The sequence below is a fragment of the Nguyenibacter vanlangensis genome (assembly GCF_038719015.1).
Lineage (GTDB): Bacteria > Pseudomonadota > Alphaproteobacteria > Acetobacterales > Acetobacteraceae > Gluconacetobacter > Gluconacetobacter vanlangensis.
In genome coordinates this window covers 4,289,113-4,316,088 of record NZ_CP152276.1, presented here as the reverse complement: position 1 = coordinate 4,316,088, position 26,976 = coordinate 4,289,113, and the positions used below count along the sequence as shown (strand labels likewise).

General features: G+C 69.9%; 30 protein-coding genes. 15 read left to right on the top strand and 15 right to left on the bottom strand.

Annotated features, from left to right (window positions below; translation table 11 throughout):
* Nucleotides 1–37: 37 nt before the first annotated feature.
* Nucleotides 38–757: a leucyl/phenylalanyl-tRNA--protein transferase gene (aat, locus tag AAC691_RS20160; RefSeq protein ID WP_342628243.1), complete on the bottom strand. Its 720-nt coding sequence runs from the start codon at nucleotides 755–757 to the stop codon at nucleotides 38–40.
* 149 nt (nucleotides 758–906) lie between these two features.
* On the opposite strand from aat, the gene AAC691_RS20155 reads away from it, so the two are divergent.
* Both AAC691_RS20155 and AAC691_RS20150 read left to right on the top strand, forming a co-directional pair.
* Nucleotides 907–1,881: a D-glycerate dehydrogenase gene (locus tag AAC691_RS20155; protein ID WP_342628242.1), complete on the top strand. Its 975-nt coding sequence runs from the start codon at nucleotides 907–909 to the stop codon at nucleotides 1,879–1,881.
* A 46-nt stretch (nucleotides 1,882–1,927) separates the two neighbouring features.
* Nucleotides 1,928–2,107, top strand: coding sequence for a hypothetical protein (locus AAC691_RS20150; RefSeq protein WP_323990356.1), 180 nt, complete (start codon nucleotides 1,928–1,930; stop codon nucleotides 2,105–2,107).
* A 10-nt stretch (nucleotides 2,108–2,117) separates the two neighbouring features.
* Here the strand turns inward: AAC691_RS20150 and AAC691_RS20145 are convergent, their stop codons facing one another.
* Nucleotides 2,118–2,969: an EcsC family protein gene (locus AAC691_RS20145; protein ID WP_323990355.1), complete on the bottom strand. Its 852-nt coding sequence runs from the start codon at nucleotides 2,967–2,969 to the stop codon at nucleotides 2,118–2,120.
* 314 nt (nucleotides 2,970–3,283) lie between these two features.
* Here AAC691_RS20145 and AAC691_RS20140 point away from each other — a divergent pair, with 314 nt between their 5' ends.
* Nucleotides 3,284–3,808: a hypothetical protein gene (locus AAC691_RS20140; protein WP_323990354.1), complete on the top strand. Its 525-nt coding sequence runs from the start codon at nucleotides 3,284–3,286 to the stop codon at nucleotides 3,806–3,808.
* A 28-nt stretch (nucleotides 3,809–3,836) separates the two neighbouring features.
* Here the strand turns inward: AAC691_RS20140 and AAC691_RS20135 are convergent, their stop codons facing one another.
* Nucleotides 3,837–4,313, bottom strand: a complete 477-nt coding sequence (locus tag AAC691_RS20135) for an EVE domain-containing protein (RefSeq protein ID WP_342628241.1) — start codon at nucleotides 4,311–4,313, stop codon at nucleotides 3,837–3,839.
* A gap of 5 nt (nucleotides 4,314–4,318) precedes the next feature.
* The gene (locus tag AAC691_RS20130) at nucleotides 4,319–4,612 is read right to left on the bottom strand and encodes a YciI family protein (protein ID WP_176641600.1); all 294 of its coding nucleotides are present in this window, start codon (nucleotides 4,610–4,612) and stop codon (nucleotides 4,319–4,321) included.
* A gap of 234 nt (nucleotides 4,613–4,846) precedes the next feature.
* Here AAC691_RS20130 and AAC691_RS20125 point away from each other — a divergent pair, with 234 nt between their 5' ends.
* The 8 genes from AAC691_RS20125 to AAC691_RS20090 all read left to right on the top strand — a co-directional run bounded on the left by AAC691_RS20125 (nucleotide 4,847) and on the right by AAC691_RS20090 (nucleotide 10,510).
* Nucleotides 4,847–5,680 (top strand): heme ABC transporter permease, encoded by an 834-nt coding sequence (locus AAC691_RS20125; RefSeq protein WP_342628240.1) that lies wholly within the window; start codon nucleotides 4,847–4,849, stop codon nucleotides 5,678–5,680.
* On the top strand, nucleotides 5,677–5,865 hold the full coding sequence (locus tag AAC691_RS20120; RefSeq protein WP_323990351.1) for a hypothetical protein: 189 nt from the start codon (nucleotides 5,677–5,679) through the stop codon (nucleotides 5,863–5,865). The genes AAC691_RS20125 and AAC691_RS20120 overlap by 4 nt, the downstream gene beginning before the upstream one ends.
* A complete protein-coding gene (ccmE, locus tag AAC691_RS20115) occupies nucleotides 5,862–6,392 on the top strand; it encodes a cytochrome c maturation protein CcmE (RefSeq protein WP_323990350.1) in 531 nt (176 codons plus the stop codon). The genes AAC691_RS20120 and ccmE overlap by 4 nt, the downstream gene beginning before the upstream one ends.
* A gap of 6 nt (nucleotides 6,393–6,398) precedes the next feature.
* Complete coding sequence (locus AAC691_RS20110) at nucleotides 6,399–8,378, top strand: heme lyase CcmF/NrfE family subunit (RefSeq protein WP_342628239.1); 1,980 nt, start codon at nucleotides 6,399–6,401, stop codon at nucleotides 8,376–8,378.
* Entirely contained in the window at nucleotides 8,375–8,953 is a 579-nt protein-coding gene (locus AAC691_RS20105) for a redoxin domain-containing protein (RefSeq protein ID WP_342628238.1), read from the top strand. The genes AAC691_RS20110 and AAC691_RS20105 overlap by 4 nt, the downstream gene beginning before the upstream one ends.
* A gap of 8 nt (nucleotides 8,954–8,961) precedes the next feature.
* Nucleotides 8,962–9,417 (top strand): cytochrome c-type biogenesis protein, encoded by a 456-nt coding sequence (locus tag AAC691_RS20100; protein ID WP_342628237.1) that lies wholly within the window; start codon nucleotides 8,962–8,964, stop codon nucleotides 9,415–9,417.
* A gap of 7 nt (nucleotides 9,418–9,424) precedes the next feature.
* A complete protein-coding gene (gene ccmI / locus AAC691_RS20095) occupies nucleotides 9,425–10,141 on the top strand; it encodes a c-type cytochrome biogenesis protein CcmI (protein WP_342628236.1) in 717 nt (238 codons plus the stop codon).
* 75 nt (nucleotides 10,142–10,216) lie between these two features.
* The gene (locus AAC691_RS20090) at nucleotides 10,217–10,510 is read left to right on the top strand and encodes a hypothetical protein (protein ID WP_342628235.1); all 294 of its coding nucleotides are present in this window, start codon (nucleotides 10,217–10,219) and stop codon (nucleotides 10,508–10,510) included.
* Nucleotides 10,511–10,568: 58 nt separating this feature from the next.
* On the opposite strand, the gene AAC691_RS20085 is transcribed toward AAC691_RS20090, so the two are convergent.
* Together AAC691_RS20085 and AAC691_RS20080 are read right to left on the bottom strand one after the other, a co-directional pair.
* The gene (locus tag AAC691_RS20085) at nucleotides 10,569–11,090 is read right to left on the bottom strand and encodes a hypothetical protein (protein WP_176641080.1); all 522 of its coding nucleotides are present in this window, start codon (nucleotides 11,088–11,090) and stop codon (nucleotides 10,569–10,571) included.
* 81 nt (nucleotides 11,091–11,171) lie between these two features.
* Nucleotides 11,172–11,378 carry a bacterioferritin-associated ferredoxin gene (locus AAC691_RS20080; RefSeq protein ID WP_176641079.1) on the bottom strand — a complete coding sequence of 69 codons (207 nt, stop codon included), beginning with the start codon at nucleotides 11,376–11,378 and terminating at the stop codon, nucleotides 11,172–11,174.
* 231 nt (nucleotides 11,379–11,609) lie between these two features.
* On the opposite strand from AAC691_RS20080, the gene bfr reads away from it, so the two are divergent.
* The gene (bfr, locus tag AAC691_RS20075) at nucleotides 11,610–12,095 is read left to right on the top strand and encodes a bacterioferritin (RefSeq protein ID WP_176641078.1); all 486 of its coding nucleotides are present in this window, start codon (nucleotides 11,610–11,612) and stop codon (nucleotides 12,093–12,095) included.
* Nucleotides 12,096–12,132: 37 nt separating this feature from the next.
* On the opposite strand, the gene AAC691_RS20070 is transcribed toward bfr, so the two are convergent.
* Nucleotides 12,133–13,302 carry a serine hydrolase domain-containing protein gene (locus AAC691_RS20070; RefSeq protein ID WP_342628234.1) on the bottom strand — a complete coding sequence of 390 codons (1,170 nt, stop codon included), beginning with the start codon at nucleotides 13,300–13,302 and terminating at the stop codon, nucleotides 12,133–12,135.
* Between the two features lie 177 nt (nucleotides 13,303–13,479).
* On the opposite strand from AAC691_RS20070, the gene AAC691_RS20065 reads away from it, so the two are divergent.
* Together AAC691_RS20065 and AAC691_RS20060 are read left to right on the top strand one after the other, a co-directional pair.
* Nucleotides 13,480–16,245: a M16 family metallopeptidase gene (locus AAC691_RS20065; protein WP_408906027.1), complete on the top strand. Its 2,766-nt coding sequence runs from the start codon at nucleotides 13,480–13,482 to the stop codon at nucleotides 16,243–16,245.
* 92 nt (nucleotides 16,246–16,337) lie between these two features.
* On the top strand, nucleotides 16,338–17,234 hold the full coding sequence (locus tag AAC691_RS20060) for a glycoside hydrolase family 16 protein (RefSeq protein WP_342628233.1): 897 nt from the start codon (nucleotides 16,338–16,340) through the stop codon (nucleotides 17,232–17,234).
* A 35-nt stretch (nucleotides 17,235–17,269) separates the two neighbouring features.
* On the opposite strand, the gene AAC691_RS20055 is transcribed toward AAC691_RS20060, so the two are convergent.
* From AAC691_RS20055 to aroA, 4 genes are all read right to left on the bottom strand, one after another.
* The gene (locus AAC691_RS20055; protein ID WP_342628232.1) at nucleotides 17,270–19,741 is read right to left on the bottom strand and encodes an ABC transporter permease; all 2,472 of its coding nucleotides are present in this window, start codon (nucleotides 19,739–19,741) and stop codon (nucleotides 17,270–17,272) included.
* Between the two features lie 234 nt (nucleotides 19,742–19,975).
* The gene (rpsA, locus tag AAC691_RS20050; protein ID WP_176639900.1) at nucleotides 19,976–21,691 is read right to left on the bottom strand and encodes a 30S ribosomal protein S1; all 1,716 of its coding nucleotides are present in this window, start codon (nucleotides 21,689–21,691) and stop codon (nucleotides 19,976–19,978) included.
* 305 nt (nucleotides 21,692–21,996) lie between these two features.
* A complete protein-coding gene (locus AAC691_RS20045; RefSeq protein ID WP_342628231.1) occupies nucleotides 21,997–22,701 on the bottom strand; it encodes a (d)CMP kinase in 705 nt (234 codons plus the stop codon).
* Complete coding sequence (gene aroA, locus AAC691_RS20040) at nucleotides 22,698–24,047, bottom strand: 3-phosphoshikimate 1-carboxyvinyltransferase (protein ID WP_342628230.1); 1,350 nt, start codon at nucleotides 24,045–24,047, stop codon at nucleotides 22,698–22,700. Before aroA ends, AAC691_RS20045 begins: the two co-directional genes overlap by 4 nt.
* Nucleotides 24,048–24,290: 243 nt before the next feature.
* Between aroA and AAC691_RS20035 the strand changes: the two genes are divergently transcribed.
* On the top strand, nucleotides 24,291–24,617 hold the full coding sequence (locus AAC691_RS20035; RefSeq protein ID WP_342628229.1) for a TIGR02300 family protein: 327 nt from the start codon (nucleotides 24,291–24,293) through the stop codon (nucleotides 24,615–24,617).
* Between the two features lie 158 nt (nucleotides 24,618–24,775).
* Here AAC691_RS20035 and folB read toward each other — a convergent pair whose 3' ends face one another.
* The 4 genes from folB to AAC691_RS20015 are packed head-to-tail and all read right to left on the bottom strand — an operon-like array spanning nucleotide 24,776 to nucleotide 26,963.
* The gene (gene folB / locus AAC691_RS20030) at nucleotides 24,776–25,177 is read right to left on the bottom strand and encodes a dihydroneopterin aldolase (protein ID WP_342628228.1); all 402 of its coding nucleotides are present in this window, start codon (nucleotides 25,175–25,177) and stop codon (nucleotides 24,776–24,778) included.
* A gap of 11 nt (nucleotides 25,178–25,188) precedes the next feature.
* Nucleotides 25,189–25,977: an SDR family oxidoreductase gene (locus AAC691_RS20025; protein WP_342628227.1), complete on the bottom strand. Its 789-nt coding sequence runs from the start codon at nucleotides 25,975–25,977 to the stop codon at nucleotides 25,189–25,191.
* 8 nt (nucleotides 25,978–25,985) lie between these two features.
* A complete protein-coding gene (gene recR / locus AAC691_RS20020) occupies nucleotides 25,986–26,579 on the bottom strand; it encodes a recombination mediator RecR (protein WP_323990332.1) in 594 nt (197 codons plus the stop codon).
* 60 nt (nucleotides 26,580–26,639) lie between these two features.
* Nucleotides 26,640–26,963, bottom strand: coding sequence for a YbaB/EbfC family nucleoid-associated protein (locus tag AAC691_RS20015; protein ID WP_176641753.1), 324 nt, complete (start codon nucleotides 26,961–26,963; stop codon nucleotides 26,640–26,642).
* Nucleotides 26,964–26,976 lie beyond the last annotated feature (13 nt).

Here is a 26,976-nt window from a genome sequence, read left to right as displayed (position 1 = left end):
TCTTTCCGGTCTGGCCGTATTTCAGCCGCCGGGGAGTCTATCCGCTTCCGTCCGAGGTGCGAAATGCGCCGCGCAGGGCGGCCATTTCGTCGCGAATCGCGCCGGCGGTGCCGGCGGCCCGGTCGTCGGGCCAGTGGGCGGGCACGGACAGGGCCCGGGCCAGGCGCCGCTTGTAGCGCCGGGCGGGTATTTCGATCCCGCCGAACTGGGCCAGATGGCTGGTGCCGAACTGGGTGTCCAGCAGGGTGAAGCCGCCCAGGCGCAGCCGCGCCGCCAGCGAGAGCAGCGCCGCCTTGGAGGCGTCGCGGGCGCGGCTGAACATGCTTTCGCCGAAGAAGGCGCCGCCGATGGCGACCCCGTACAGCCCGCCGACCAGCCTGCCGTCCTGCCAGGTTTCGACCGAATGGGCGTGGCCGCGCGCATGCAGTTCGCAGAACAGGCGGATGATCCGGTCGTTGATCCAGGTGGTCTCGCGCCCCGGCGCCGGGGCGGCGCAGGCGCGGATCGTCGCCTCGAAATCGCGGTCGGCGACGATGTCGAACTGGCCGGACAGGACGGTGCGGACCAGGCGGCGCGGCGCGTGGAACCCATCGAGCGGCAGGATGCCGCGCATCTGCGGATCGTACCAGTCCAGATGGTCGGTCCCGGCATCGGGCGCCATGGGAAACAGGCCGACCGAATAGGCGCGGATCATCAGGTCCGGCGTGACCGCCATGGCGCCGTCCCCCGAATCCTGGCCCGAATCCTGGCTGGTCATGCGGCGTCTCCCCGAGATTCCGATCCCGACTGATGCTCCGATCCCGGCCGGCTGGCGCGTCTGGACAGGACAGGGCAATGATTCGATCCTGAGATGGACGCGTGTCGGAGCCTGACAAGCCGGCATCGTCCGACCAGAGAGGCCCCGCCATGTCCGCGATCCGTCCGCGCCTGATCCATTCCCAGCGCCTGCCCGCCGCCGTGGCCGCGCGGATCGCCCGCGATTACGACGCGCCGCCGCCCCCCGGCCACAAGCTGACGCCGGCCGAACTGGTGGCGCTGGCGCAGGCATTCCGGCCGGATGCGGTGATGGTGACCACCGGCACGCCGGTGACGGCCGAAACGGTCGCGGCGCTGCCGGACAGCGTGCGGGTGATCGCCACCATCAGTGTCGGCACCGACCATCTGGACATTTCCGCCATCGCGGCGCGGGGCCTGGCGCTGACCTATACCCCCGACGTGCTGACCGATTGCAATGCCGACCTGACGATGATGCTGATCCTGGCGGCGGCGCGGCGCGGCGCGGAATATCTGGGCGTCATGCAGGCGGGATGGGGCCGGTCCTTCGGCATGGAGGAGATGCTGGGGGTGCGCGTCACGGGCAAGACGCTGGGCATTGTCGGCATGGGGCGGATCGGCCGGGCCGTGGCGCAGCGGGCGCGCGGATTCGACATGAAGATCCTGTATTCCAACCGCCGGCGGCTGGCGCCGGAGCTGGAAGCGGGTGCCACCTATTTCGCCGACATGCGCGAGATGCTGCCGCATTGCGACATTCTGAGCCTGCACATGCCCGGCAGCGCGGCGGCGGCGGCGGTCATCACCGCCGAGACCCTGGCGCTGCTGCCGAAGGGGGCGATCTTCGTCAATGCCGCGCGCGGCAGCCTGGTGGACGAGGACGCGCTGATCGCCGCGCTGTCGGACGGGCGGCTGGCGGCGGCCGGGCTGGATGTCTACCGCAACGAGCCGCGCCCCGATCCGCGCCTGCTGGGCCTGCCCAACCTGTTCATGACCCCCCATATGGGTAGCGCCACGCTGGAGACGCGGACCGACATGGGCATGCTGGCGCTGGACAATATCGACGCGGTGCTGGCCGGCCGGCCAGCCGTGACCCCGGTGCCGGCGTGACGGCCCGGCCGGGCGGCCCGACCGGGTGAAACACAGAGGAAACCCCATGCCCATTCATATTTCCCCGTCCATCGGCTTCCTGGTCGCCTGCCTGGGCGGTGCCGCGCTGGCGGGCGTGCTGATGCTGGTGGCGCCCCATTACCTGCGCATGGCGCAGATCATGGGGGCGTTCTATCTGGCGGCGGCGGCGCTGGCGGCGCTGCGCGAGGCGATTCGTCCCGGCTGAGCCCCGCGCCTCAGAAACTGGCGCTGGTCATGTTGGCCTTGAGGTGTTCGGCGGTGCGCCGGACCTCAGGCCCGTGTTCGCGTTCCAGCCGCCGGATGGTGAAATGCGCCCGGGCCAGGGCGCGGTAATGCGACAGGAAGGCGGCGTTCAGCGAGGCGCCGCACAGCGCGCCGGCCACCGGCATCATCTGCACCGCGAATTTGCGCGACAGGCCCAGCCCGTAATGGGTCGCGACCTCGGACACCAACATGACCACCGGGCGGCCGCGCAGCATGGCGCGGGCCGAGAAATAGCCCAGTTCGCTTTCCTCGTCCGCCGCCCCGACCGGGAAGGCGCGCAGGGCGAACACTTCGAGACAGGCGCGATGGGTGTCGGGATCGGAGAGGCTTTCCCCTTCCTCCCGCGCGATGCGGGCGATTTCGCGCATGATGGTCAGGGTGGTGAAGGTGATGTCGGGCACCAGGCCGGGCAGGCCGGCGAAACCGCCCACCGCGCCGGAGACGGCCACCGCCGCCTGGATGGCCGGGTCGCGCCAGGACGGGGCTGGGGATGGGGCCGAGGATGGAGCCGGAGACAAGGACGGGGGCTGAGCCGAGTCGCGCATGCCCGTGATAGCGACGTCGAAGGCGCGCGAGATCGCGGCCTCGGCGATGCCCTTCAGCTTGGCCTGCACCGTGGGGGCCATGCCCAGGCCGCGCAGGCCAAGCCGGGCCGCCTGCCCCACCGCCCCGCCCATCAGGTCGGCGAGGCGCACCAGCACGCCGCGGCCCGATTCGACGCGCTCCAGCGCGCTCTGCAATTCGGCGATGGCCGAGGCGTCCAGCACCAGCGGGGCGATCTCACCCCCGGTTCGATTGGTCATTCCCCGTTCCTCCTGCCCGCATCCGGCCGCGTCCGCGCCCGGGCGCCGCCCGCCGGCATGGCGTGGCGGCGGATCCACAATGCCCCGCCAATCGGAGCGAAACCTGCCTGTACGTCCATATTACCCCTCTCGCAAATGCGCCGTCACGCCGTATATGGTTGTGATTGCAGGGACGACATGGCCGCGCCGCCCGCTGGGGACGCGGCCCTGGTCCGACGAGACATGCGTTGACGAGACATTAGGTTGACCCGGACATACGTTGACCTGGGGGAGACGACCGCCCTTTACATACGGCCGCATGCAAGGAGATCCGAATGGACCCGATGATAGCCACACGGCGCCCCGGGCGCCCGCGCCTGGCGCCCCTGCTGGCCGCCGCGGCGCTGCTGGCGGCCGGCCCGGCGGTCGCGGCCCGGGCGGCATCCCACCATCACAAGGCCGCGCCGGCGCAGGACACGACGGTACACCCGATCCTTGGCGACAATGCGGCGGCCAGGGCGGCGGCCAGGCCCGACCCCACCGTCGATCCGGACAACCCGCCCGCGCCGCCGCCGCCCGACGGCTATCAGGTGGTGCAGGACGAGGACGTGACCGCCCAGTCCTTCAGCCCGCGCGTGACCGCAACCGGGGGGCCCGGCCTGCCGTCGATCGAGGCCAGGCAGACGCCGCGCGAGGCCAACAATGTGCCGTCGCATTTCAGCCTGTTCGGGGTGCCGGTGAAGTTCAACGCGCCGGTGGCCCCGCCCTATAACGCGTCCTTCATGTATTCGACCTATGCCGGACAGCCGGGACGCGGCTATGACGCGCCCAGCGCCGAGGGGGCGGCCGGCCAGCCCTGACCGGCCGCGCCTTCGGGAGGGCGCGCCGTCAGCCGGCGGTCCAGCCGCCCATCCGGCACAGGTGCGCCCAGTGCGCGTCGGACACCGGCACCACCGACAGGCGCGACTGGCGGACCAGGGCCAGGTCGGCCAGCGCCGGATCGGCCTTGATCGCCGCCAGGGTGACGGGGCGGGGCATCGGCCCGACCGCGCGCACATCGACGCAGATCCAGCCGCCGCCCTTGGTCGCGGACTTGGCCGACGCGGACCCGGCCGACGCGGACTCGGGGGACGCGGATTCGCCGGACGTGGGGTCCGGATAGGCTTCGCGGACGATTTCCACCACGCCCACGATCTCCTTGCCGATATTCGAATGATAGAAGAAGGCGCGATCGCCCAGGCGCATGTCCATCATGTTGCGCCTGGCCTGGTAATTGCGCACGCCGGTCCAGGGCTCGACCTTGTTGGCGACCTGCTGGTCCCAGGAAAACGCGTCGGGCTCGGACTTGACCAGCCAATATGCCATCGCGCCTATTCCACCAGCGCGCCGTCGCGGAACACGGCGCGGAAGGCGCGGATCACCACGCTTTCGAACACGTCGGCCTTGGCGTAGGGATCGCTGGCGGCGAAGCCCTCGGCGGCGGCGCGGTCCTCGACATCGACCAGCAGCAGGCTGCCGCAGGGGCGGCCGTCGAGGCCGAGCAGCGGGCCGGCCTGGAGGATGCGCTCCTGATAGGCCTGCAGATAGGCCAGATGCTGCGGCCGGGTGGCCATGCGCGTGTCCAGCGCGCCCGGCTTGTCGGTGCAGATGATCGCGAAAAGCATGGAAGACCCTTTCAGTCCAATCTCGGCCGGGAAAGCCGGCCGGGACCAAACGCTCGACATTATAAGGCGATCATATAAGGCCGTCCGGTATATGAACAATCTGCCATGATCGGCAGAGCCCGTGCCTTTCGTCGCATGATGGTGTAGGAGCGGGGAGCGAAACGCCCCCACCCCGTCGCAAGACGGACGCAACGACAGGAGCCTTCCGCGGGACGTGGAGGGAACAGGATCGTCTTGAACGCCACGCAGAGCCTGACCGCACGCACGGGCAATTTCTTCCATCGCTATGCCAATCCGGGGCGGTTTCTCCGGCTGGGCGCGCGCCTGCAGCCCTGGCTGACCTGGCCGGCGCTGGCGCTGTCGGCGGCCGGCATCGTCTGGGGGCTGTTCTTCTCGCCCGCCGACTGGCAGCAGGGCGACAGCGTGCGCATCATGTACGTGCATGTGCCGGCGGCGTGGCTGGCCTCGTCGGGCTATATGGCGCTGGCGGTCTGTTCGCTGCTGTCGCTGGTGTGGCGCCACCCGCTGGCGGACCTGGCGGCGGTGGAGATCGGGCCGGTGGGCGCCGCGGTGACCGCCGTCTGCCTGGCCACCGGGTCGTTGTGGGGCAAGCCGATGTGGGGCGCCTGGTGGGTATGGGATGCCCGCCTGACCTCGGTGCTGGTGCTGTTTTTCCTGTATCTGGGCCATATCGCGCTGATCCGCGCGTTCGACGAGCCGCAGCGCGGCTATCGCGCGGCGGCGATCCTGGGCCTGGCGGGCGCGATCGACCTGCCGATCATCAAATTCAGCGTGCAATGGTGGAACACGCTGCACCAGCCCGACAGCATTACCCTGACCGGCGCGCCGACCATGTCGCTGGCGATGCTGTGGCCGCTGCTGGTCTGCACGCTGGGCTTTACGCTGGGATTCGCCGCCATCGTGGTGGCGCGGCTGCGCGCCGCGGTGATGGAAAGCCGCGTGCGCGCTGCCCTGGCCAGCCGCCGCGGCCGGAGCAACATGCCAGAGAGCGACATGCCGGAGAGCGGCACGCCCGGCCGGGTAGACCTGGACGGAGCGATGGCATGACCCACCTGCCCTATATCGCCGCGTCCTATGGGCTGGCCCTGGGGCTGGCGGTCCTGCTGGGCGGCAATGCCGCGCTGCGGCTGCGCCGGGCCAAGGCGCGGCTGGCCGGCCTGGACGCGGCCGCGCGCGGACGGCGCAGCGCGTCCTTTTCCCGTGACGAGGCCCGTGACGGGGGCGCGCCATGACCCGCAAGAGCCGGCGGCTGTGGCTGGTGGGCGCCTGCCTGGTCGGGCTGGGGACGGCGACCGCGCTGACCCTGAACGCGTTTTCGTCCAATATCGTCTTCTTCATGGCGCCGTCGCAGGTGCGTGTCCGCCCGCCGCCGCCCGACCGGACGATCCGGCTGGGCGGCATGGTGGTGGCGGGGTCGGTGCGGCGCCAGACGGTGCGCGACACGCCGGTCGCGCTGTTCGACGTGACCGACGGGCAGGCGGCGGTGACCGTGCGCTATGAAGGCATCCTGCCCGATCTGTTCCGCGAGGGGCAGAGCGTGGTGGCGGTGGGCAGCGTGGCGCGCGACGGGTCGTTCCGCGCCAGCGAGGTACTGGCCAAGCACGACGAGACCTATATGCCCAAGGAAGTCGCCGAGGCCCTGCGCCGCAGCGGCAAATGGGACCCGCGCTATGGCCGGCCGCCCGACGCGGCAAGCTGGAACGGCATGACCGTGAGCGACGCGCGCAAGGACGACGCGCCGCGGCCGCATGGAAGCTGACCGATCATGAATCCGGAACTGGGAAATTTCGCGCTGGCGCTGGCCTGCTGCCTGGCGGGCGGCCAGGCGGTGCTGCCGCTGGTGGGAGCGCAGCGGCGCGATGCGCGGCTGATGGCGCTGGCGCCCGCGCTGGCGGTAGGGCAGTTGCTGGCGCTGGGCTTTTCCTTCGCCTGCCTGGTCGATGCGGCGATCAGCGACGATTTTTCGGTGCAGAACGTGGCGGCCAACAGCGCGGTCGCCAAGCCGCTGCTGTACAAGATTACCGGCGTGTGGGGGAACCATGAGGGGTCGATCCTGCTCTGGGCCCTGATCCTGGGGATCTGCGGCGGGGCGGTCGCCCTGTTCGGGCGCAACCTGCCGTCGGCCCTGCGGGCGCGGGTGATCGCGGTGCTGGGCGGGGTGTCGGCGGGGTTCCAGCTTTTCTGCCTGACGACGTCCAATCCGTTCGACCGGGTCTGGCCGGCGCCGCTGGACGGCCAGGGGATGAACCCGCTGCTGCAGGACCCCGGCCTGGCGTTCCATCCGCCGATTCTCTACACCGGCTATGTCGGGTTCGCCGTGCCCTTCGCCTTCGCCGTCGCGGCCCTGATCGAGGGGCGGGTGGATGCCGCGTGGGGACGCTGGGTGCGGCCCTGGGCGGTGGCGGCCTGGTGCTTCCTGACCTGCGGCATCGCGCTGGGGTCGTGGTGGTCGTACTACGTGCTGGGCTGGGGCGGGTACTGGTTCTGGGACCCGGTGGAGAACGCGTCGCTGATCCCGTGGCTGACGGGCACCGCGCTGGTGCATTCGGCCATCGTGGTCGAGAAGCGCGAGGCGCTGAAGATCTGGACCGTGCTGCTGGCGATCGGCACCTTCTCGTTCTCGCTGTCCGGCACGTTCCTGGTGCGGTCGGGCATCCTGAATTCGGTCCATGCCTTTGCCAACGACCCGGCGCGCGGGGTGTTCATCCTGGGGCTGCTGGCGCTGGTGATCGGCGGGTCGCTGCTGCTGTTCGCCGTGCGGGCGCCGTCGCTGGTCGCGGGCGGGCTGTTCGCCCCCGTCTCGCGCGAGGGGCTGCTGGTGGTGAACAACATCCTGCTCTGCTCGATCTGCGCGGTGGTGCTGACGGGGACGATGTATCCGCCCTTCATGTCGCTGCTGTTCGGCAGGACGATTTCGGTCGGCAAGCCGTTCTTCGACGCCACGACGGTGCCGCTGACGATCCCGCTTCTGGCCTTCATGGGGTTCGGCCCGATGATGCCGTGGAAGCGCGCGCAGCTCTGGCCGGTCCTGCGGCGGCTGTGGTGGGCGGGCGTGGCGATGCTGGCCGCGTTCGTCCTGCTGGCCTGGCGGATCGGCGACGTGCTGCCGCTGCTGGCCGCCACGGGGGCGGTGTGGGTGATCGCTGCCAGCGTCGCCGACATCGCCGAGCGCATCCGGCTGTTCCGCCTGCCGCCGGCGGCCAGCCTGCAGCGCGCGCGGCTGCTGCCGCGGGCGGCGCTGGGCGCGGCGCTGGCCCATGCGGGGGTCGGGGTCAGCGTGCTGGGGCTGGCGGCGATGTCGCAGGCGCAGCACAGGATCGTGGAAGTGCGGGTGGGCCAGACCGAGATGCTGGCGGGCGATGCCTGGACCCTGACGGCGGTGCGGGCCGCGCCGGGACCGAACTATACGGCGCTGATCGCGACCATCGAGGTACGGCATGCCGGCCGGCTGGTGACGGTGCTGCATCCGTCCAAGCGGACTTTCGCCAGCCAGAACCAGACGACCACCGAAGTGTCGATCCATACCAACCTGATGTCCGACCTGTACGGCGTGCTGGGCGACCGGCATGGCAGCGATGCCGATCCGACCTATGTGCTGCGGCTGCATTACAACCCGCTGGCGCCGTGGATGTGGCTGGGCGGGTTGATCATGGCGCTGGGCGGGGCGCTGTCGCTGTCGGACCGCCGGGTCCGCGTCGGCGCGCCGCGCCGCGCCGCCGCCCCCGCGATGGTGGCCGCGCAATGAGCGGCGCGGCGGAAGGGGCCGGGATCGCGCGGCGGCGGCTGCTGATGGCGGCGCCGCTGGCCGGGGCCGGCCTGGCCGGCGTCGCGTTCTGGCGCATGCTGTCGGGTATGAGCCGGGGCTCGTTCGATCCGCACGACATCCACGCGCCGGTGCTGAACCGGCCGGTGCCGGATTTCGCCCTGCCCGACCAGGCGCCGGGCCAGGGTTTCGGGGCGGCCGACCTGCGCGCCCTGACGGCGCCGGTGCTGGTGAATTTCTTTGCGTCCTGGTGCATTCCCTGTGTCGCGGAGATGCCCGCGCTGAACCTGCTGAAGGCGCGGCTGCCGATCTGGGGCATCGCGTACAAGGACAAGCCCGAGGATGCGGCAGGTTTCGTGCGCCGGGCCGGCAATCCCTATACGCGGATCGCCAGCGACCTGCCGGGCCTGACGGCCATCGATTGGGGGGTGTCGGGGGTACCGGAATCCTATCTGATCGGGCCGGGCGGGGTGATCCGCTGGCATAACGCGGCGGCGCTGGATGACGGGACGATCCGCGACACGCTGCTGCCGCTGGCCGCCGGGCTGCGCCGATGAGGGCGCGGATGCGCCGGCTGGCGTTCGCCCTGGCCGTCCTGTCCATCCTGTCGCCGCTGGCGGCGGCGGCGGTGGACGATCCGTCGGAGATGCTGCCCGATCCGCGCCAGGAAGCGCGGGCCGAGGCGATCGGGTCGCAACTGCGCTGCCTGGTCTGCCAGAACGAATCCATCGAGGACAGCAGCGCCGGCCTGGCGCGCGACCTGCGCCACGTGGTGCGCCAGCACGTGCTGAAGGGCGAGACGAACCGGCAGGTCATCGACTGGATGGTCGGGCGCTATGGCAATTTCATCCGGCTGCGGCCGCCGCTGACCGTCGGCACGGCGCTGCTGTGGGCCATGCCGGTGCTGGCGCTGCTAGTGGGGGGGATCGTGGCCGCCCTGTCCTTCCGCCGCCGCCCCGCCCCTGCCCCGCTGAGCGATGCCGAGCGGGCGCGGCTGACCGACCTGACTGAAGCGCGCTGAGATTGGCATGATCTGGATTGGTATTGTCTTGCTGAGCGCCGCGGTGCTGCTGCCGTCGCTGACGATCTTCCGCCGCGCGGGGGTGCGCGACGAGCGGGATTCCGCGCTGATGCTGCATCGGGCGCAACTGGTCGAGCTGGACCGGGACCGGCAGGACGGGCTGATCGCCGAAACCGAGCATGCGGGCGCGGCGCTGGAGATCCAGCGCCGGCTGCTGGCCAGCGATGCGGCGCGGCCCCGCGCTTCCGGGCAGCGCATTCCCGCGCCGGTGCTGGCGGTGGCGCTGCTGCTGATCCCGGCGTCGGCGACCGGGCTGTACCTGCTGTGCGGCCATCCGTCGCTGCCCGCGCAGCCGCTGGCGCCGCGCCTGGCGGCGCTGCACGCGCAGGACAGGCGCGACGAGACCCTGCTGACGCAATTGCGTGCCGGGCTGGCGCGCATGGCGCCGGACGATCCGAACCGTTTCCAGGGCTATCTGCTGCTGGGCCAGGCCGAGGCCGCACGCGGCCATTATGCCGACGCGGCTTCGGCCTGGCGGGCGGCGACCGCGATCCAGTTCATCCCGGAGGTTGCGGCGCGGGCCGCCGAGGCGCAGACCTTGGCGGACGGCCATGTCTCGCCCGAAAGTGCCGTGCTGTTCCGCCGCGCGCTGGATGCCGCGCCCGCCGACGCGCCCTGGCGCATGGCGGCCGAACAGCGCATCGCCGAATCCGAGCATCAGTGAGCGCGCCGTCCTGGCCCCACCCTGGCCCCCGCCCAGGTCCCCGCCCTGGCCCCCGATTGTCGTGAGCCCCGATTCATGAGCCTTCAGCCCGTCGCCAGCAGCATCGCGCAATGCCCGCTCTGCCACCGGCCCGTCCGGGGCACCGTGGAAGCCTGCCCCCATTGCGGGGCCGAGCGCCATTTCGGCCCGACCTGGCGCGAGAGCCTGACCTGTGTCGCAATCGGGCTGGCGATCGGGCCTGCGGCCATCGTGCTGGCAGGAGCCGGGTGGCGGATGGCGGCGCTGGCCGGGGCGATCGGCGTGATGCTGGGTTTCTTCGTCGCCCATTCGCGCCATGCCGGCGATCGCTGGATGCCGCCCAGGGGCTGAGTCGGCGACGGCCGATCAGAGGCGCGCCCCTCGGGCCTGCAAGGGGTCGCCGGCTAATCTAGAGCGAGCCCTGTTCCTGCATGCGGCCGAAGCGTGCGCGGGCGGCCTGGCGGTGGCCCGGGGGGCGGATCTCGCACGAGATCAGGTAGATCCCGGCGACGAAGATGATATTCGCCAGCGAATTGAACCACAGCGCGATCTCGAAATGCGGCGGGGCGGTCGCGCCCTGGTAGATCGCATAGACGGCGAACGGGATCGACAGCGGCCGCATGCCGGCCAGCATCACCCGCAGCGGATTGAGATGGCCGGGGCGCACCAGCGGCCGGACCCGGTTGATGCCGGTATAGAAGGCCAGGCCGAGGCACCAGACCAGCACGTTGAACATGGCGTCGCTGAGCGACATGTGGCCGATGACGATCATCGCCACGATCGACGCCGCCGACAGCATGATGGCGCCGAACTGGAAGCTCATGCCCAGGGCCATTGCGGACAGGGATTCGGGCAGGCGGTCGGCGAAAGGCTGGAAGACCCTGTCCAGCAGCCAGCCATCGAACTGATTGACGCGATCACCAAGAGACATGGGGCCCTTGTATCAAGGGTGCGTCGCGACCGCATCCCCTTTTGGCCGTGGAGTCCGGGGATGCGTGGTCGGGTTTCACGGTCAGGTTGCGGGAGCCAGGTCCGCGAGGTCTGCTTCGGCGCGTGCCTGGATGGCCCGGCGCAGCAGGCACAGCACGCCCGGTACGCAATTGCCGCACTGCGCGCGGCAGCCCTTGGCGGCATAGATTTCGCCCGGGCGGGTGGCGCCCCCGGCAACGGCATCGTGCAGATCGCGGTCGGTCAGCATGTTGCAAGAGCAGACAAACATGGAAGGTCCCATTTCTGTGCCTGCTGCTTCAACCATAAGTGATAATGATTCGCAATATCATTCTTAACATCCCGGACGAAGGGGCGATCCGCCACTGGCGCCGCGGGCGGCCGGCGGGCAACTTTACGCGTCCGGGGGAGTCTGTCCGATCGACGGGGCCAATCGGCGAGGCCGATCGATAGGGCCGATCGATAGGGCCGGGCCCCCGCCCGCAGCGCACAAGGAGTCGCGATGATCAAGGATCCGCAAGTCATCGACCATCTGAACACCCAGCTGACCAACGAGCTGACGGCGATCAACCAGTATTTCCTGCATGCCCGCACCCTGCGCCACTGGGGCGTCACCAGGCTGGGCAAGCATGAATATGACGAGTCGATCGAGGAGATGCGCCATGCCGACTGGCTGATCGAGCGGATCCTGTTCCTGGGCGGACTGCCGAACGTGCAGCGGCTGAATACGATCCTGGTCGGGCAGTCGGTCGAGGAGATCCTGCAATGCGACCTGAAATTGGAGGAGAAGGCGCTGCAGGATCTGCGCGACGGGATCGCCTATTGCGAGTCGGTGCGGGACTATGTGTCACGCGATCTGCTGTTGAAGATCCTGGACAATGAGGAAGAGCATGTGGATTTCCTGGACCGGCAGTTCGACCTGATCCGGCAGATCGGCATCGAACGCTATATCCAGTTGAATGCGGCGTCGGCCCCGGATCAGGAATAACGGGGGCGGCGGGGTGGGGGTGTCTCCGCCCCTGTCCCTATACGCCGTAGACCGCGTCGCGCACTGCATCGGGGTAGGCGCCGGCCATGCCGGCCAGCGCGGTGTTGCTCATCATCACGATCGTGGTGGCGCGGTCGGGATCGACGATCCATTGATGGCCGTAGACGCCGCCCCAGGTGAAGGCGCCGCGCGAGAGCGGGCTGCGCGCGCGGGCCGGGTCGTCCACCAGGGCGGCGCCGACGGCGAAGCGCATGCCCTGGTCGAGCGGGCCCATCGGCAGGTCGCCGATGGCGTTTTGGCTGAACAGGGCGGCGCTGGCCGCCGAGAGGATCGGGCCGCCGCCCGTCCGCAGGGCTTCGAGGAAACGCAGGAATTCCTCGGCGGTGCCGACCATGCCGGCGCCGCCGGACGGATAGGAGGCGGCATCGCGCACCCGGTCGGGGGCGAAGACGATTTCGCTGGTGCCGCCGTCGGGCAGGATGCGCGGCATGACGTAATGCGCGCCCATCGCGACGGGCGCCGGGCGCGCATCGGCATAGGCGGCGGCCAGGCCGGCGGTGCCGGGCACCGAAAATCCGCTGCGTGTCCAGCCCAGCTTCGCGCCGATATGGCGCTGCACCAGGTCGGGCAGGCCGGCGTCGCCCACCCGTTCCAGCACCCCGCCGACGACGTCCAGCGCCAGCGAATAGGCCCAGCCCTGCCCCGGCGCGAACAGCAGGGGCACCGAGGCCAGCCGGGCCAGATTGTCCGCGAGCGCCATGCCCGGCTGGGCGATGCCGTCCGACACCCCGGCGCGCGCATAGGGATTGTCGTTGCGCGGGAAGGCGAAGCCGTAGGACAGGCCCGCCGTATGGGTCAGCAGATGGCGCAGGGTGATGACCGGGACCGAGCCGTCGGCGCAAGGCGGCCGGAAATCGGGCAGGAAGCGCGTGACCGGATCGTCGAGCGTCAGGCGGCCCTGTTCGGCCAGCGCCAGGGCCAGCGCGGTCACCACCGGCTTGGTCAGCGAGGCCAGGCGCATCGGCGTGTCGGGCCGCATCTCGGACCCCGCGTCGCGATCCGCCAGGCCGGCGCTGCACCTGACGACCGGCGCGCCGTCGACCGAGACCAGCACCACCGCGCCCACCAGCCGCGCCCGCGCCACCGCGCCCCTGACCACGCCGGCCACGCGTTCGGCCATGCCCGCGACGGGCAGAGGATTGGTCATGGCGTGTCCTTTCGTTCCGCGTCGTTCCGCACGCCGGGATGATCCGGCAGGACGAGGGTATCACGACAGCGACCGAAGGCGGCAGCCATGGTTTTCAGTCATGGTTTTCAGCCATGGTTTTCAGGGAGGCCGCGCGGGTCTAGGCTGTCGGGGCCATCGAGGAGTACCCAGCGCATCATGACCGCCCGTTTGGCCACCACCGCGTTAAGCCTTTCCCTGGCCCTGCTGGCCGCGTCCCCGCCGTCGGATCCGGCGCATGCCGCGCCGCCCGGCCCTGCCCGGCCGGACAAAGCGCCCGCGGCGACCCGGATGGATGCAGCCCCAGGGGATGCAGCTCCGGTGGATGCAGCCCCGACGGACGCCGCCGTGCGCGCGACGTTGCCCAACGGGCTGCGCGTGGTGGTGATCCGCGACCGGCTGGCCCCGGTGGTGACGACGGAGATCAACTACCTGGTCGGATCCAGCGAGGCGCCGCAGGGTTTTCCCGGCACGGCGCACGCGCTGGAACATATGATGTTCCGCGGCAGCGCGGGACTGGACAAGGACCAGTTGGCGGCCATCGGCGCGCAGTTGGGCGGCAGCTACAATGCCGACACCACCGAGAACGTCACCCAGTATTTCTATACCGCGCCGGCCGAGGATCTGGGCGTGATGCTGCGGATCGAGGCGCTGCGCATGCGCGGGCTGAGCCTGGCGCCCGCGGACTGGGAGAAGGAGCGCGGAGCGATCGAGCAGGAGGTCGCACGCGACCTGTCCAGCCCCAGCTACCAGTATCTGTCGCGCCTGCAGGCGATCCTGTTCGCCGGCACGCCCTACGCGCATGACGCGCTGGGCACGCGCCCGTCCTTCGACAAGACGGATGCGGGGCTGCTGCGCGCGTTCTATGAGAAATGGTACGCGCCCAACAACGCCATCCTGGTCATTGCGGGCGATGTGGACCCGGCGCATGCCATCGCCGAGGCGCGCGCCGCGTTCGGCGACATTCCGCGCCGCGACCTGCCGGCGCGCAGCGCGGTGCGGCCCGGGCCGGTGACGGCGCAGACCCTGCATTTCCCGACCGATTATCCGGTGGGGCTGCTGACCGTGGCGTGGCGCATGCCCGGCGCGACCGCCGCCGATTATGCCGCGGCGCAGATCCTGTCCGACGTGCTGAGCAGCCAGCGCGGCGCGCTGTACGGCCTGGTGCCGGCGGGCAAGGCGCTGTTTGCCGGGTTCGAATATGCGCCGAAGGCGGAGGCCGGGATGGGGATCGCGGTCGCGGCCTATCCGAAGGCGACGGACCCCACCCCGCTGCTGGCCGAGGTGAACGCGATCCTGGCCGAGATCCGCCGGAAGGGCGTCCCGCCCGAACTGGTCGAGGCCGCGCGGCGCAAGGAACTGGCGCAGCTGGGCTTCTCGGCCAACAGCATCAGCGGTCTGGCCGAGACCTGGTCCGAGGCGCTGGCGGTGATGGGGCTGGAGTCGCCCGACGCGCTGGGGGCGGCGCTGCGGCGCGTGACGGTGGACGACGTCGACCGCCTTGCGCGGCGGATCCTGGCCCCCGACCGTGCCGTCACCGCCCTGCTGACCCCCGAGGATTCGGGCAAGCCGATCGCCGGCAAGGGTTTCGGCGGATCGGAATCCTTCGCCGCCGTTCCCGACCATCCGGTGACGTTGCCGGACTGGGCGCATGCGGCGCTGGCGACGCTGACCCTGCCGCCGCCGGTGGGCGTACCCAGCGTGTTCACCTATCCCAACGGGCTGCGGCTGATCGTCCATCCGGCGCATGTCAGCCACACGGTGCAGGTCTATGGCCAGGTGCGGCAGGATGCCGACATGCAAGAGCCGAAAGGCCAGAAGGGGGTGGCGGCGATTACCGACGACCTGTTCGGCTATGGCACGCAATCGCTGGACCGGCTGGCCTTCCAGAAGGCGCTGGACGATATCGCGGCGACCGAAAGCGCCGGCCCCGGCTTCAGCCTGGCGGTGCTGAGCCCGGATTTCGAACGCGGCATGCAGTTGCTGGCGGATAACGAACTGCATCCGGCCTTTCCCGAGCGGGCCTTCCAGGTGGTGCGGATGCAGACCGCGCAATCCTATGCCGGGCTGTTGCAGACGCCGGATTACCTGTTCGGCCGGGCGGTGAAGCTGGCGGTGTCGCCCGCGGACGACCCGAGCCTGCGCCAGCCCGACCCGCGCCATGTCATGGGGCTGCGCCTGGCCGATGTGCGGGGTTTCTACCAGGCGGCCTATCGCCCCGACCTGACCACGATCGTGGTGGCCGGCGACGTGACGCCCGAGCAGGCGCGCGCGGTGGTTGGACGGACCTTCGGCGCCTGGACGCGGCCGGCAGGTCCGACGCCGGCGGTGGATCTGCCGCGCCGGCCGGACAGCCGGGCGTCGCGCACCCAGGTGCCCGACCGCACCAGCGTGCAGGACACGGCGGTCCTGGCCGAGAGCCTGGGCCTGACCGCCAGCAACCCGGCGCATTTCGCGCTGGGCGTGGGCAACGCGATCCTGGGCGACGGATTTTCGTCGCGGCTCTATCGCGATTTGCGGGTCAGGACGGGCTATGTCTATTCGGTCAGCAGCCATTTTTCCTGGTCGCGCAATCGCGGCGGATACAGCATCAGCTTCGGCGCCGACCCGGACAAGGTCGGCAAGGCGCGCGATGCCGCCATCCGCGACGTCGCCGCCATGCAGGCCCAGCCCGTGTCCGACGCCGAACTGACCCTGGCCAAGGCATCGCTGCTGCGCGGGCTGCCGCTGGCGCGGGCCAGCCTGGATTCGATCGCATCCGAGGATTTGCACCTGATCGGGCTGGGCCTGCCCATGGACACGCCGGACCTGGCGGCGAAAGCCTATTACGGCATGACGGCGGGGGCGGTGCAGGCGGCCTTCCGCACCTGGATTCGGCCGGGGGATCTGGCGGAGATCGTCAAGGGCCCCGCCCCCATGCCGTAACGGCGGGGCACGGGTTTTTCATGCGCTTCGGCAGGCGCGGCCGTCCCGTGCCCGCCGGCGGATCAGCGAAACGAAAACCGCAAGGGGACGCCATGACCGGGAAGCAGCCAGGGACTATCGCGTGGATCGTCTGCGCCGCGCTGTATTGCGCGGGCCTGTCCTGCCCCGGCGTGGCATCGCCGGCATGGGCGGCCGGCGCCGGGGGGGCACCTGCGCCGGCACTGTGCGGCCAGCAGCCGGTCTTCGACGATGAATTCGACACGCTGAGCCTTGCGGCGTGGAGGCTGGATGGCCGGCGCTGGATTACGCACACGCCCTGGGCCGGCGATTTCGGTGATGCGCGTTTTACCGATCCCGGTCCGGGATCGGCTTTTTCGGTCCATGGCGGGGTGCTGTCGATTACCGCGCGCCGGGACGCGGCGGGGGCCTGGACGTCGGGTCTGATCGCGTCGGCGGACGGAGTCGGTGGCGGCTTCGCCACGATGTACGGCTATTTCGAGACGCGCACGAAGCTGCCGCCCGGTCCGGGCACCTGGCCGGGCATCTGGCTGAACGAGAGCACGCCGAAGGACTGGCCGCTGCAGACGGTCGAAATCGATATGATGGAATATTACGGGCAGTTTCCCGGGAAATACCACGCGACGATCCATGTCTGGCACGGCCGTACGGCTGCGCGGGACGGGGGCTGGGGCACGGTGATTACCGCCCCGGGCGATCCCGGGACGCTGGTCGCGCGTTTCCACACCTACGGCGTGCTGGTCGCGCCGGCGCAGACGATCTTCTACCTCGACCGCCGGGAGGTCTGGCGCAGCCCGACGCCGCCGGAACATAAACGCCCGCTGATGTTCCTGATCAACCTGGCGCTGGGCGGCGGGTGGCCGATCAATCGGACGCCCAATCCCACGACCATGCAGGTGGATTATGCGCGGGTCTATCGGCCCGACGATTCCGCCGCGTTCGCGCGCTGCCTGGCGGGAACAGCGGAATAGGCGGATCGCGGTTTCCCGTCTTGCCGTGGCTGCCGTCAGTCCGCCCTCAGGGCGCGGGCCGGTTCGGCGCGGGCGACGCGGAGCGTCTGCCCCAGCACGGTCAGCACCGCGACCAGGAGCGCACCGGCCACGGCAAGCAGGAAATAGACCGGATCGAGCGCGATGCGCTGGTCGAATCCGGACAGCCAGGAGCGCATGGCGATCCATGCGACCGGACAGGCGACAAGGCAGGAGAGCATGACCGGGCGAAGCAGGTCGCGGAGCAGCAGGACCACGATCTGCCGCCCGGTCGCGCCCATTGTCTTGCGGATGCCGATCTCATGGGTACGCCGCACGGCGGCGAACGCGGCCAGGCTGTAGAGCCCGAGGCACGCGATCAGCATCGCCGCCGCCGCCCCCAACGTAAAGACATGGCCCCGGCGCTCGTCGCCTTTGTAGAACGCATCGGTCCGCGCGTCCGCCGATTGGAAATCGCTGGCGATGTCGGGAAGAATGCCGGCCCAGGCGCGGTTCAGGCGCCGGGCCATTTCGGATTCCGTCACGCCTTGGAAACGGACCGCCGGGATCGGGTTATCGAAGGGCGTTTTGGAGAGTGTGCCGAAATAGATGATTTCCGGATAGACGGGCGCGCGCGGCGAACCGAAACGCAGATCGTCGATGACGCCGACGACCGCGGCCTGCATGCCGCCTTTCTGCAGAACCTTGCCGACGGCGTCCCCTGGCGAGGCAAAGCCGAATTTCGCGGCGGCACGCGCGTTGATGACGACATTGACGCGACCCCCGTCGTTCCCGAGGGCGCCATCCGCGGGCGCGTCGTCCTGTCCATGCGCCGTATCGAACCAGCGTCCGGCCAGGATGCGGGGGCGATAGGTCGCGAGATAGCCGGGACCGACGCGATCGAAAAGAAGCTGCACGTCGCTTTTCCCGGTCGGCCCCGTGTAGCTGTATGTCGAACGCCACTCGCTGTTCGGCCGCGGCTGCAACTGCCCGATGGTGATCGCCGCCACGCCGGGAACGGCGCGCAGCGTGTCGAACATCCTGCGCTGGAGCCCGGCATCCCGCGACGGTATTTCCTGGCCGATCAGCAGGCCGGACCGGACATAGCCGCGATCGGCGTCCCGCATGAACGCCGTTTGCCGGTCGATGACGAGCGTGCAGATGACGATCGTGACCGCGATGGCGAATTGCGCGAGCACGAGCGCGCTGCGCAACCGCGCGGCGCCGCGTCCGCCGGACGGCGTCCGTGCCGCCGCCAGGATGGTCGCCGGATGGTAGGCGGATAGAACAGCCGCCGGGTGGCAGCCGCTTGCCAGGCCGGTGACCAGGACGACGAGCGGCAGCATGGCGAGCACGAAGCCGTACTGCACCCCGATGGCCTCTCCGGTCAGGCTGGCCATGATCGGCGTCATGACCTCGCAGAATGCGAGGCCCGACAATCCGGCGATCGCGGCGATCAGCAGCGCCTCTCCCATGAACTGGGCGAAGAGGCCATGCCTTGCGGCGCCCAGCGTTTTGCGTATCGCGACCTCGCGGGCGCGAAAGGCGGACCGTGCCGTGGCGAGGTTGACCGCATTGGCGCAGGCGAGCCCGAGCGCCAGAACCCCGATCAGTCCGATGCTGTCGACGACGTTCCGATCGACGCCGTCATCCACGTCTTCCACCGTCAGATCGTGGAAACGCGCCTCTCGCAGCGGGACGAGCGACAGCGCGTAGATTTTGTCCGGATGCGCGCCGAGGGACGCCTGGTCGTCGCCCGGCCCGGCGGCACGACGGACGACGAAATCGCGCAGCCGCGCGTTCATCGCCGCGAGATCGCCCGGCCGGCGCAGTTTCAGATAGATCTCGCCGCAGGAGCTTCCCCAATAGCGGTAGCAGGCGCGAGTCTGCGCCTCCTGTGCGGGGATCGGTGCCAGCATGTCCACGTTCGACAAAAAGCCGGGACCCTCCGGCGTGGCCAAAACGCCGCTGACCGTGTGAACCGTCTTCGTTCCGTTGCGATTCACCGTGACGGTCCGCGCCAGGACGTCCGTCGTCCCGAACAGCCTGAGCGCGGCGCCTTGCGACAGCACCAGCCCGTCGGGCTTCGACAAGGCGTCGTCCGGCGAACCGTGCAGCAGCTTCACCTTGAAGACGCGGAAAAAAGAGGGATCGGTCAAATAGGACACGTAGGTGCTGAATATGCCCGCCCTTTCGGTCCGCAGGTCGGTGCCCGTCAGGCGGACGGCGTCCTCGATTTCCGGAAAATCCTCGCGCAGGAACGGCAGGGCGCGAAAGCTGGTGTCGCCGGTCTCGCTCGGCGCGCTGCCGGGAAGGGTCCAGTGCTCGTCGACCCGGACCAGCCGATCGACGTCCGGCAGGCCGGCATTGTAGCGATATTCATAACGGACCAGCAGGGCGAGCGTCAGGAACACGCCGATCCCGAGAGCGAGGCCGGCCACGTTGAGCCCGACATGGAGCGGATGACGCCGGGCCTGTCGTACGATGCTCTGACAAATGGTAACGAGCATGGGCTGTTTCTCCTCGCGAGAAACACTTTACCGCATTTTCGGACGATTTTATCTTATTGATAAGTATATATAAATTCTGACACCTAGGCGTCTTCTGTCCGAAGACGGACGGTCTGTCCGGAATCGGACACCCTGGGGCGGCGCGTCAAGCGGACCATGAAAAAGAAAAGGGGCGGCGCCGTGACCGGCGCCGCCCCCCTTGTCCTGCTGCGAGACGCTGCCCGCCGGCGGCGATCAGCCCTCGGCGTTGCGGCGGCGGATCGCGGCCCCCAGGATGTCACCCAGCGAGGCGCCGCTGTCGGACGAGCCGTACTCGTTGATGGCCTGCTTGTCTTCCTCGACCTCGCGGCCGCGGATGGTCAGGGCCAGCTTGCGGGCCGCACGGTCCACCGACACGATCTTGGCGTCGACGCGCTCGCCCACGGCGAAACGCTCGGGGCGCTGGTCGGCCTTGTCGCGCGCCAGCTCGGCGCGGCGGATGAAGCCGGTCAGCACGTCATCGACCTTGACCTCGATGCCGTTCGACTGGACGGCGGTCACGATGCAGGTGACGACCGCGCCCTTCTGCACGCGGCCCAGCGCGTCGGCGGCGGGGTCTTCATGCAGTTGCTTGATGCCCAGCGAGATGCGTTCCTTCTCGACATCCACGTCCAGCACCTTGGCGCTGACCACCTGGCCCTTCTCGAAGCGGGTCATGGCGACCTCGCCCGGCTCGTCCCAGGACAGGTCGGACATGTGGACCATGCCGTCGATGTCCGCGGACAGGCCGATGAACAGGCCGAACTCGGTGATGTTGCGGATCTCGCCCTCGACCGTCGAGCCGATCTTGTGCTCTTCGGCGAACTGCTCCCACGGGTTGCGCTGCACCTGCTTCAGGCCCAGCGAGATGCGGCGCTTGGCGCTGTCCACGTCCAGGACCATGACGTCGACTTCCTGCGAGGTCGCGACGATCTTGCCCGGATGGACGTTCTTCTTCGTCCAGGACATTTCGGAGACGTGCACCAGGCCCTCGACCCCCGGCTCCAGCTCGACGAACGCGCCGTAGTCGGTGATGTTGGTGACGCGGCCGGAATAGCGGGCACCGGGCGGATACTTGATCGCCACGTTCTCCCACGGGTCGGCCTCGAGCTGCTTCATGCCCAGCGAGATGCGCTGCGTATCCGGGTTGAAGCGGATGACCTGCACGCGGACCGGCTGGCCGATCTGCAGGGCCTCGGAGGGATGGTTGATGCGCTTCCAGGCGATGTCGGTGACATGCAGCAGGCCGTCCACGCCGCCCAGGTCGACGAACGCACCGTAATCGGTGATGTTCTTGACCACGCCGTCCAGGATCATGCCTTCCTTCAGGCCCTGGATCAGTTCGCTGCGCTGCTCGGCACGCGTCTCTTCCAGCACCGCGCGGCGCGAGACGACGATGTTGCCGCGGGCGCGGTCCATCTTCAGGATCTGGAAGGGCTGCGGCACGCCCATCAGCGGGGTGACGTCGCGCACCGGACGGATATCGACCTGGCTGCCCGGCAGGAAGGCCATCGCGCCGCCCAGATCGACGGTGAAGCCGCCCTTGACGCGGCCATAGATCGTGCCGTTGACGCGCTGGTTGCCTTCGAACGCCTTTTCGAGGTTCGTCCAGGCTTCCTCACGACGCGCCTTCTCGCGCGACAGCACGATCGAGCCGTCGCGATCTTCGTACCGCTCGACGAACAGTTCGATCACGTCGCCCGGCTTGACGTCGGGGCTGACGCCCGGCGGGCCGAATTCCTTGAGCGCCACGCGCCCTTCGCTCTTGAGGCCGACATCGACGATCGCGAATTCGTCGGTCAGGCGCACGACGCGGCCGGTGACGACCGAACCGTCGAACGCGGTGTCGCGGCCCAGGGTCTCGTCGAGCAGGGTCGCGAAATCTTCGCCGCCGAAATGGTCGGTGGCGTGCTGTAAGGTGGCTGAAGCCATGAGGTACCTGTAGATCCCGTATCCGGCACCGCGGCGCGGACCGGAAGTCATGCGCACCGTCACACCGATCGGACGGAACGACTTGCCCGGCTGTATCCGCGGCCCGTGCCGCGACATGCCTGACGGCCGATGAAAAACGGCGCGCCGCTACCTCATGGGAATATCCTGGGGGAATGCCCTATGGAATGCCCTTGGGGGAACGCCCTGGGGGGCGGCCTCGACGCGTGGATTGCACAGACACCCTCGCCCCCCGGTCTGTCAACACAAACCGGACGCCGGATGCCCGAAAACCGGCGGAACGCCGATCACACGGCGCGGAGGCGACCCGTCCCGGAGCAATCCGAGCCGGGGCAGTCCGACCCGGGGCAGCCCGTCCGTTCGCGGACGATACGCAGCGCCTCGGCCAGTACCTCGCCCGCCGTCATGTGGTCGGTGTCGATATGCACCGCGTCCTCGGCCGCGCGCAGCGGGGCGACCGCGCGGCCGGCATCGGCGGTGTCGCGGGCCTGCAATTCGGCGGCGACGCGGGCGATCTGGGCCTCGCGGTCCGGGGCGGCGGGGTCGGCGGCCAATTGTTCCCAGCGGCGGCGCGCCCGGGCGGCGGGCGAGGCGGTGATGAACAGCTTGACCGGCGCGTCGGGGAAGATGACCGTGCCGATATCGCGGCCGTCCAGCACCCCGCCGCCGGCCAGGGCGAAATCGCGCTGGGTATCGACCAGGATGGCGCGCACCTTCTGCTGGGCGGCGACCAGGCTGGCCGCGCGGTCGATTTCGGGCACGCGCAGATCGTCGCGTTCGAGGTCGGCCAGGGTGATCCGCCGGGCCTGGTCGTCGGCCGGGTGGTTTTCCGGGTCCAGCCCGGCATCCAGCATCCGGCGCCCCACCGCGCGATAGAGCAGGCCGGTATCCAGATAGGGCAGGTCCAGCGCCTGGGCCAGGCGGCGGGCCAGCGTGCCCTTGCCGGCCGCCGCCGGTCCGTCGATCGCGATGATGAGCTTGCGTGCCGTCATGGCGTCAGCGCGGCGCCGATTTCGTTCATCAGATCGATGAAGCCGGGGAAACTGGTATCGATGAAGGCGGTATCGTCCACCGACACGGGCGCCGCGGCGACCAGGCCGAGGACCGTGGCGCTCATGGCCAGGCGATGGTCCATGCGGGTTTCGACCCTGCCGCCGCCGGGCACGGCGCCCCCGGTGCCGGTGACCAGCATGTCGTCGCCGACCACGTCGACCGCGACCCCGTTGCGCTGCAGCAGCGCCACCGTCGCGGCCAGGCGGTCGCTTTCCTTGACGCGCAGTTCCTCGAGCCCGCGGAAGCGGGACGGGCCGGCGGCATGGGCGGCGGCGACCGCCAGGATCGGATATTCGTCGATCATCGACGGCGCGCGGTCGGCCGGGACGTCGACCCCGCGCAGCGGCCCCGCGACGGCGGTCAGGTCGCCGACCGGCTCGCCGCCCTCGGTCCGTTCGTTGGACAGGCGCAGGTCCGCGCCCATTTCGCGCAGCGTGGTGAACAGCCCGGTGCGCAGCGGATTCAGCCCCACCCCGCGCACCGTGACCGACGAGCCCGGCACCAGCAGGGCCGCGACCAGCACGAACGCGGCCGAGGACGGGTCGCCCGGCACCGCGACGTCCCGCGCCACCAGCCGGGGACGGCCGGCCAGGGTGATCGTGCGGCCGCCGGCGCCCAGCGGCGCGACCGTCACCTGGGCGCCGAAATGGCGCAGCATGTTTTCGGTATGGTCGCGGGTGGCGACCGGTTCCTCGACCCGTGTGGTGCCGGCGGCGTTCAGCCCGGCCAGCAATATCGCGGATTTGACCTGCGCCGAGGCGACCGGCAGGCGATAGGAGAGCGGCGCCGGATCGGCCGTGCCCCGGATCGCCAGCGGCAGGCGGCCGCCGGCGCGCGACAGGAAAGTGGCGCCGGTGGCCGAGAGCGGATCGGTGACGCGCTTCATCGGCCGGCCGCGCAGGCTGGCGTCGCCCGTCATGACCGAGAAGATGCCGTGGCTGGCCAGGATGCCCGACAACAGGCGGGCGGCCGTGCCGGAATTGCCCATGTCCAGCACGTCGGCCGGCTCGGCCAGCGCGCCGAGTCCCTGCCCCGTCACCTGCCAGGCCCCGGGCGCGGTGCGGGCGACCCGCGCGCCCAGCGCGCGCATGGCGTCGGCGGTGCGCAGCACGTCCTCGCCTTCCAGCAGGCCGGAGATCCGGGTCTCGCCGCTTGCCAGGGCCGCGAACATCAGGGCGCGGTGGCTGATCGACTTGTCGCCCGGAACCGCGACGGAGCCGGAGAGGGGCGCCGCCGGGGCACGGACGGTCAGCGGGCGCGGGGCGGGGGCATGCACGGTATCCATGGGGCCATCCACTTCCGGATTGTTGGGGGCGAAGTCAATCACCGGCGTGACGAAACCAGCCGAAAAAAAACGACGAAAGGACGACCGCGCGGCGCGGGCCCCGGGGGCGCGTTTTGAATCACGATTGAATCCCGGTGCGAATCGCGGTTTGACAGGCGGCGCTCAAGCTGGCATGGGGCTCCGCCTTGTGCCGCTTCTCGCCGCAGCGTTCGTCCCACACCATTCAGGATCGACAGGTTCAAGATGGCCCAGCCCACCCTCGGCACCAAGCGCGTCTGTGTCTCCTGCAGCGCCCGTTTCTATGATCTGAACAAGAACCCGGCGGTGTGCCCGAAATGCGGCACCGAACAGCCGGTCGAGGTGCCGCGCCTGCGGCGCCTGCCCGATGCCGCGCCCGCCAGCCCGAGCGACCAGGCGCGGGGCGACGAAATCGATACCGCGGTGGACCTGGAAGACGAGGACACCGGCGAGGACGACGTGATGGAAGACACGTCGGACCTGGACGACGATGACGACGAGATCAGCGCCGACATCGACGTCAGCACCGACAGCGACGACAACGACAACTGACCGGCCGCCCCTCCGCCATGGCGGAGGGGCGGTTCGCCGCCGGACCGGCCGCAGCTAGAGCATCATCCGATCAGATGGAATCATCTGATCGGATAAAGATGCTCGCCAAAACAATGATCTAGAGCCGTATCCGTGAACCAGTGTGAACGGATACGACTCTAGGCCGGCGGCCGGCTTCGTTCGATCTCGACCCCCACGGCGTCGAGATCGTCGAAGACATCCAGCTTCTCGACCCGCACGCGCACGATCCTGACCCGTTCGTCGGCCAGTACGCCGGCGGCGATGCGCTCGGCCAGGGTCTCGACCAGCCGGACATGGCCCTCGGCGACGATCCGGCGGACCATCAGCACGATCCGTTCGTAGGATACGGTGCGGCTGAGATCGTCGCGGCCGACCGTCAGGCCGGCCTCGTCCGGCACGCCGAACGAGATATTGATCCGGATCGGCTGGGTCACGCCCTGTTCGTGCGGATAGATGCCGATATTGGCGTGCAGCACCATGTCCTTGAGGAACACGCGGCGCAGCGGCGGCCGGTCCGGCCATGCGGGAAAGATGGACATCGCGGTCTGCCTTATTCCTCGGGGGGGTGGCCGGTGGCGGCCGGGGACCATTGCAGGTGCTGCCCGCCATCGAGCGCCAGCATCTGGCCGGTCACCGAGGGCAGGCAGAGCAGCGACAGCGCGGCGCGCGCGACCTCGTCCGGACTGGTGCCGTGCCCCAGCGGGACCGAGGCGCATTGCCGGGCGAATTGTTCCGCCGTCTGCCGCGCGCTGGGCAGGGCCGGGCCGGGACCGATGGCGTTGACCCGGATGCCGCGCGGCGCCAGCGCCAGCGCCATGCTGCGCGTCAGCGTCCAGAGCGCGGATTTCGACACGGTATAGGTGACGAAATGCGGGGTCAGCGACCAGACGCGCTGATCCAGCATGTTCAGTACCATGCCCTGCCCCCCCTGCGGCAGTTGACGGGCGAATTCCTGCATCAGCACGAAGGGGGCGCGCAGATTGGGTTCGAGATGCGCATCCCATCCGGCGCGGGTGGCGTCGTCCCATTCGTCGCGTTCGAAGCTGCTTGCATTGTTCACCAGCACGCCGACGGGGCCGAGCGCCGCGCGCGCCTGCCCCACCAGGGGCTGGACCTGGGATTCGTCGGCCAGGTCGGCGCCCAGCACGCAGGCATTGCCGCCCCGCGCCGCGATCTCGGCCATCAGACCGTGCGCCGGTCCGGCGCTGGCGCGGTAATGGATGGCGATCGAAAAGCCCGCGTCGGCCAGGGCCAGGGCAATGGCGCGGCCCAGCCGTACCGCCCCCCCGGTGATCAGGGCGACGCGGGGAATCGCGGCGGGAACGGGCCAGGGAGTCATGCCGGGAGTCATGCCGGGCGCCGTGCCATCAGGGCCGCGGCCAGCGTGCCGTCATCAAGCACGTCCAGCGCGCCGCCCATGGGCACGCCCTGCCCCACCCGGCTGACCGCCACGGCGGAGCCGGCCAGGCGATCCTGCAGCCAGTGCGCGGTGGTGGCGCCGTCAACCGTGGCGCCGAGGGCGAGGATGACCTCGTGCACGCCGCCCTGCGCGATCCGGGCCAGCAGAGGGGCGACATTCAGGTCGTCGGGCCCCATGCCCGACAGCGCCGAGAGCGTGCCGCCCAGGACCTGATAGACGCCGCGATGCACGCCGGCGCGTTCCAGCGCCCACAGGTCGCCCACCGTTTCCACCACGCAGACCATGCCGGCGTCGCGCCCCGGATCGGTGCAGATGGTGCAGGGATCGCGCGTGTCGAGATTGCCGCAGGACGAACAGGTCCGCACCGAGCGCGCGGCCTGTTCCATGGCCTGCGCCAGCGGCAGCATGCGGGCCTGCGGCTGGCGCAGCAGGGCCAGCGCCGCCCGGCGGGCCGAGCGGGGACCGAGGCCCGGCAGGCGAGCCAACAGCGCGATCAGCCGTTCGATATCCGTGCCGCCCATCGGGTGCGCCGCCCTCTTATGGTCCGCCTGATATGGTCCGCCCTGGTCGTCCGCGCGGACTCAGAACGGGAATTTCAGGCCGGCCGGCAGGTTCATGCCGCCCGTGACCTTCTTCATTTCCTCGGACGCGTGCTCGTCCAACTGCTTGCGGGCATCGGCGCAGGCCGCGACGATCAGGTCCTGCAGCATTTCCATTTCCTCGGGGTCGGCCAGCTTGGGGTCGATCTTGACCGCCTTCATGTCGCCCTTGCCGTTCAGCGTGACATGGACCATGCCGGCGCCGGCGCTGCCTTCGATCGTCATGGTTTCCAGCTTGGCCTGCATTTCTTCCATGCGGGCCTGCATCTGGCTCGCCTGTTTCATCAGGCCGGCAAGATTCTTCATCGGTGTCGTCTCC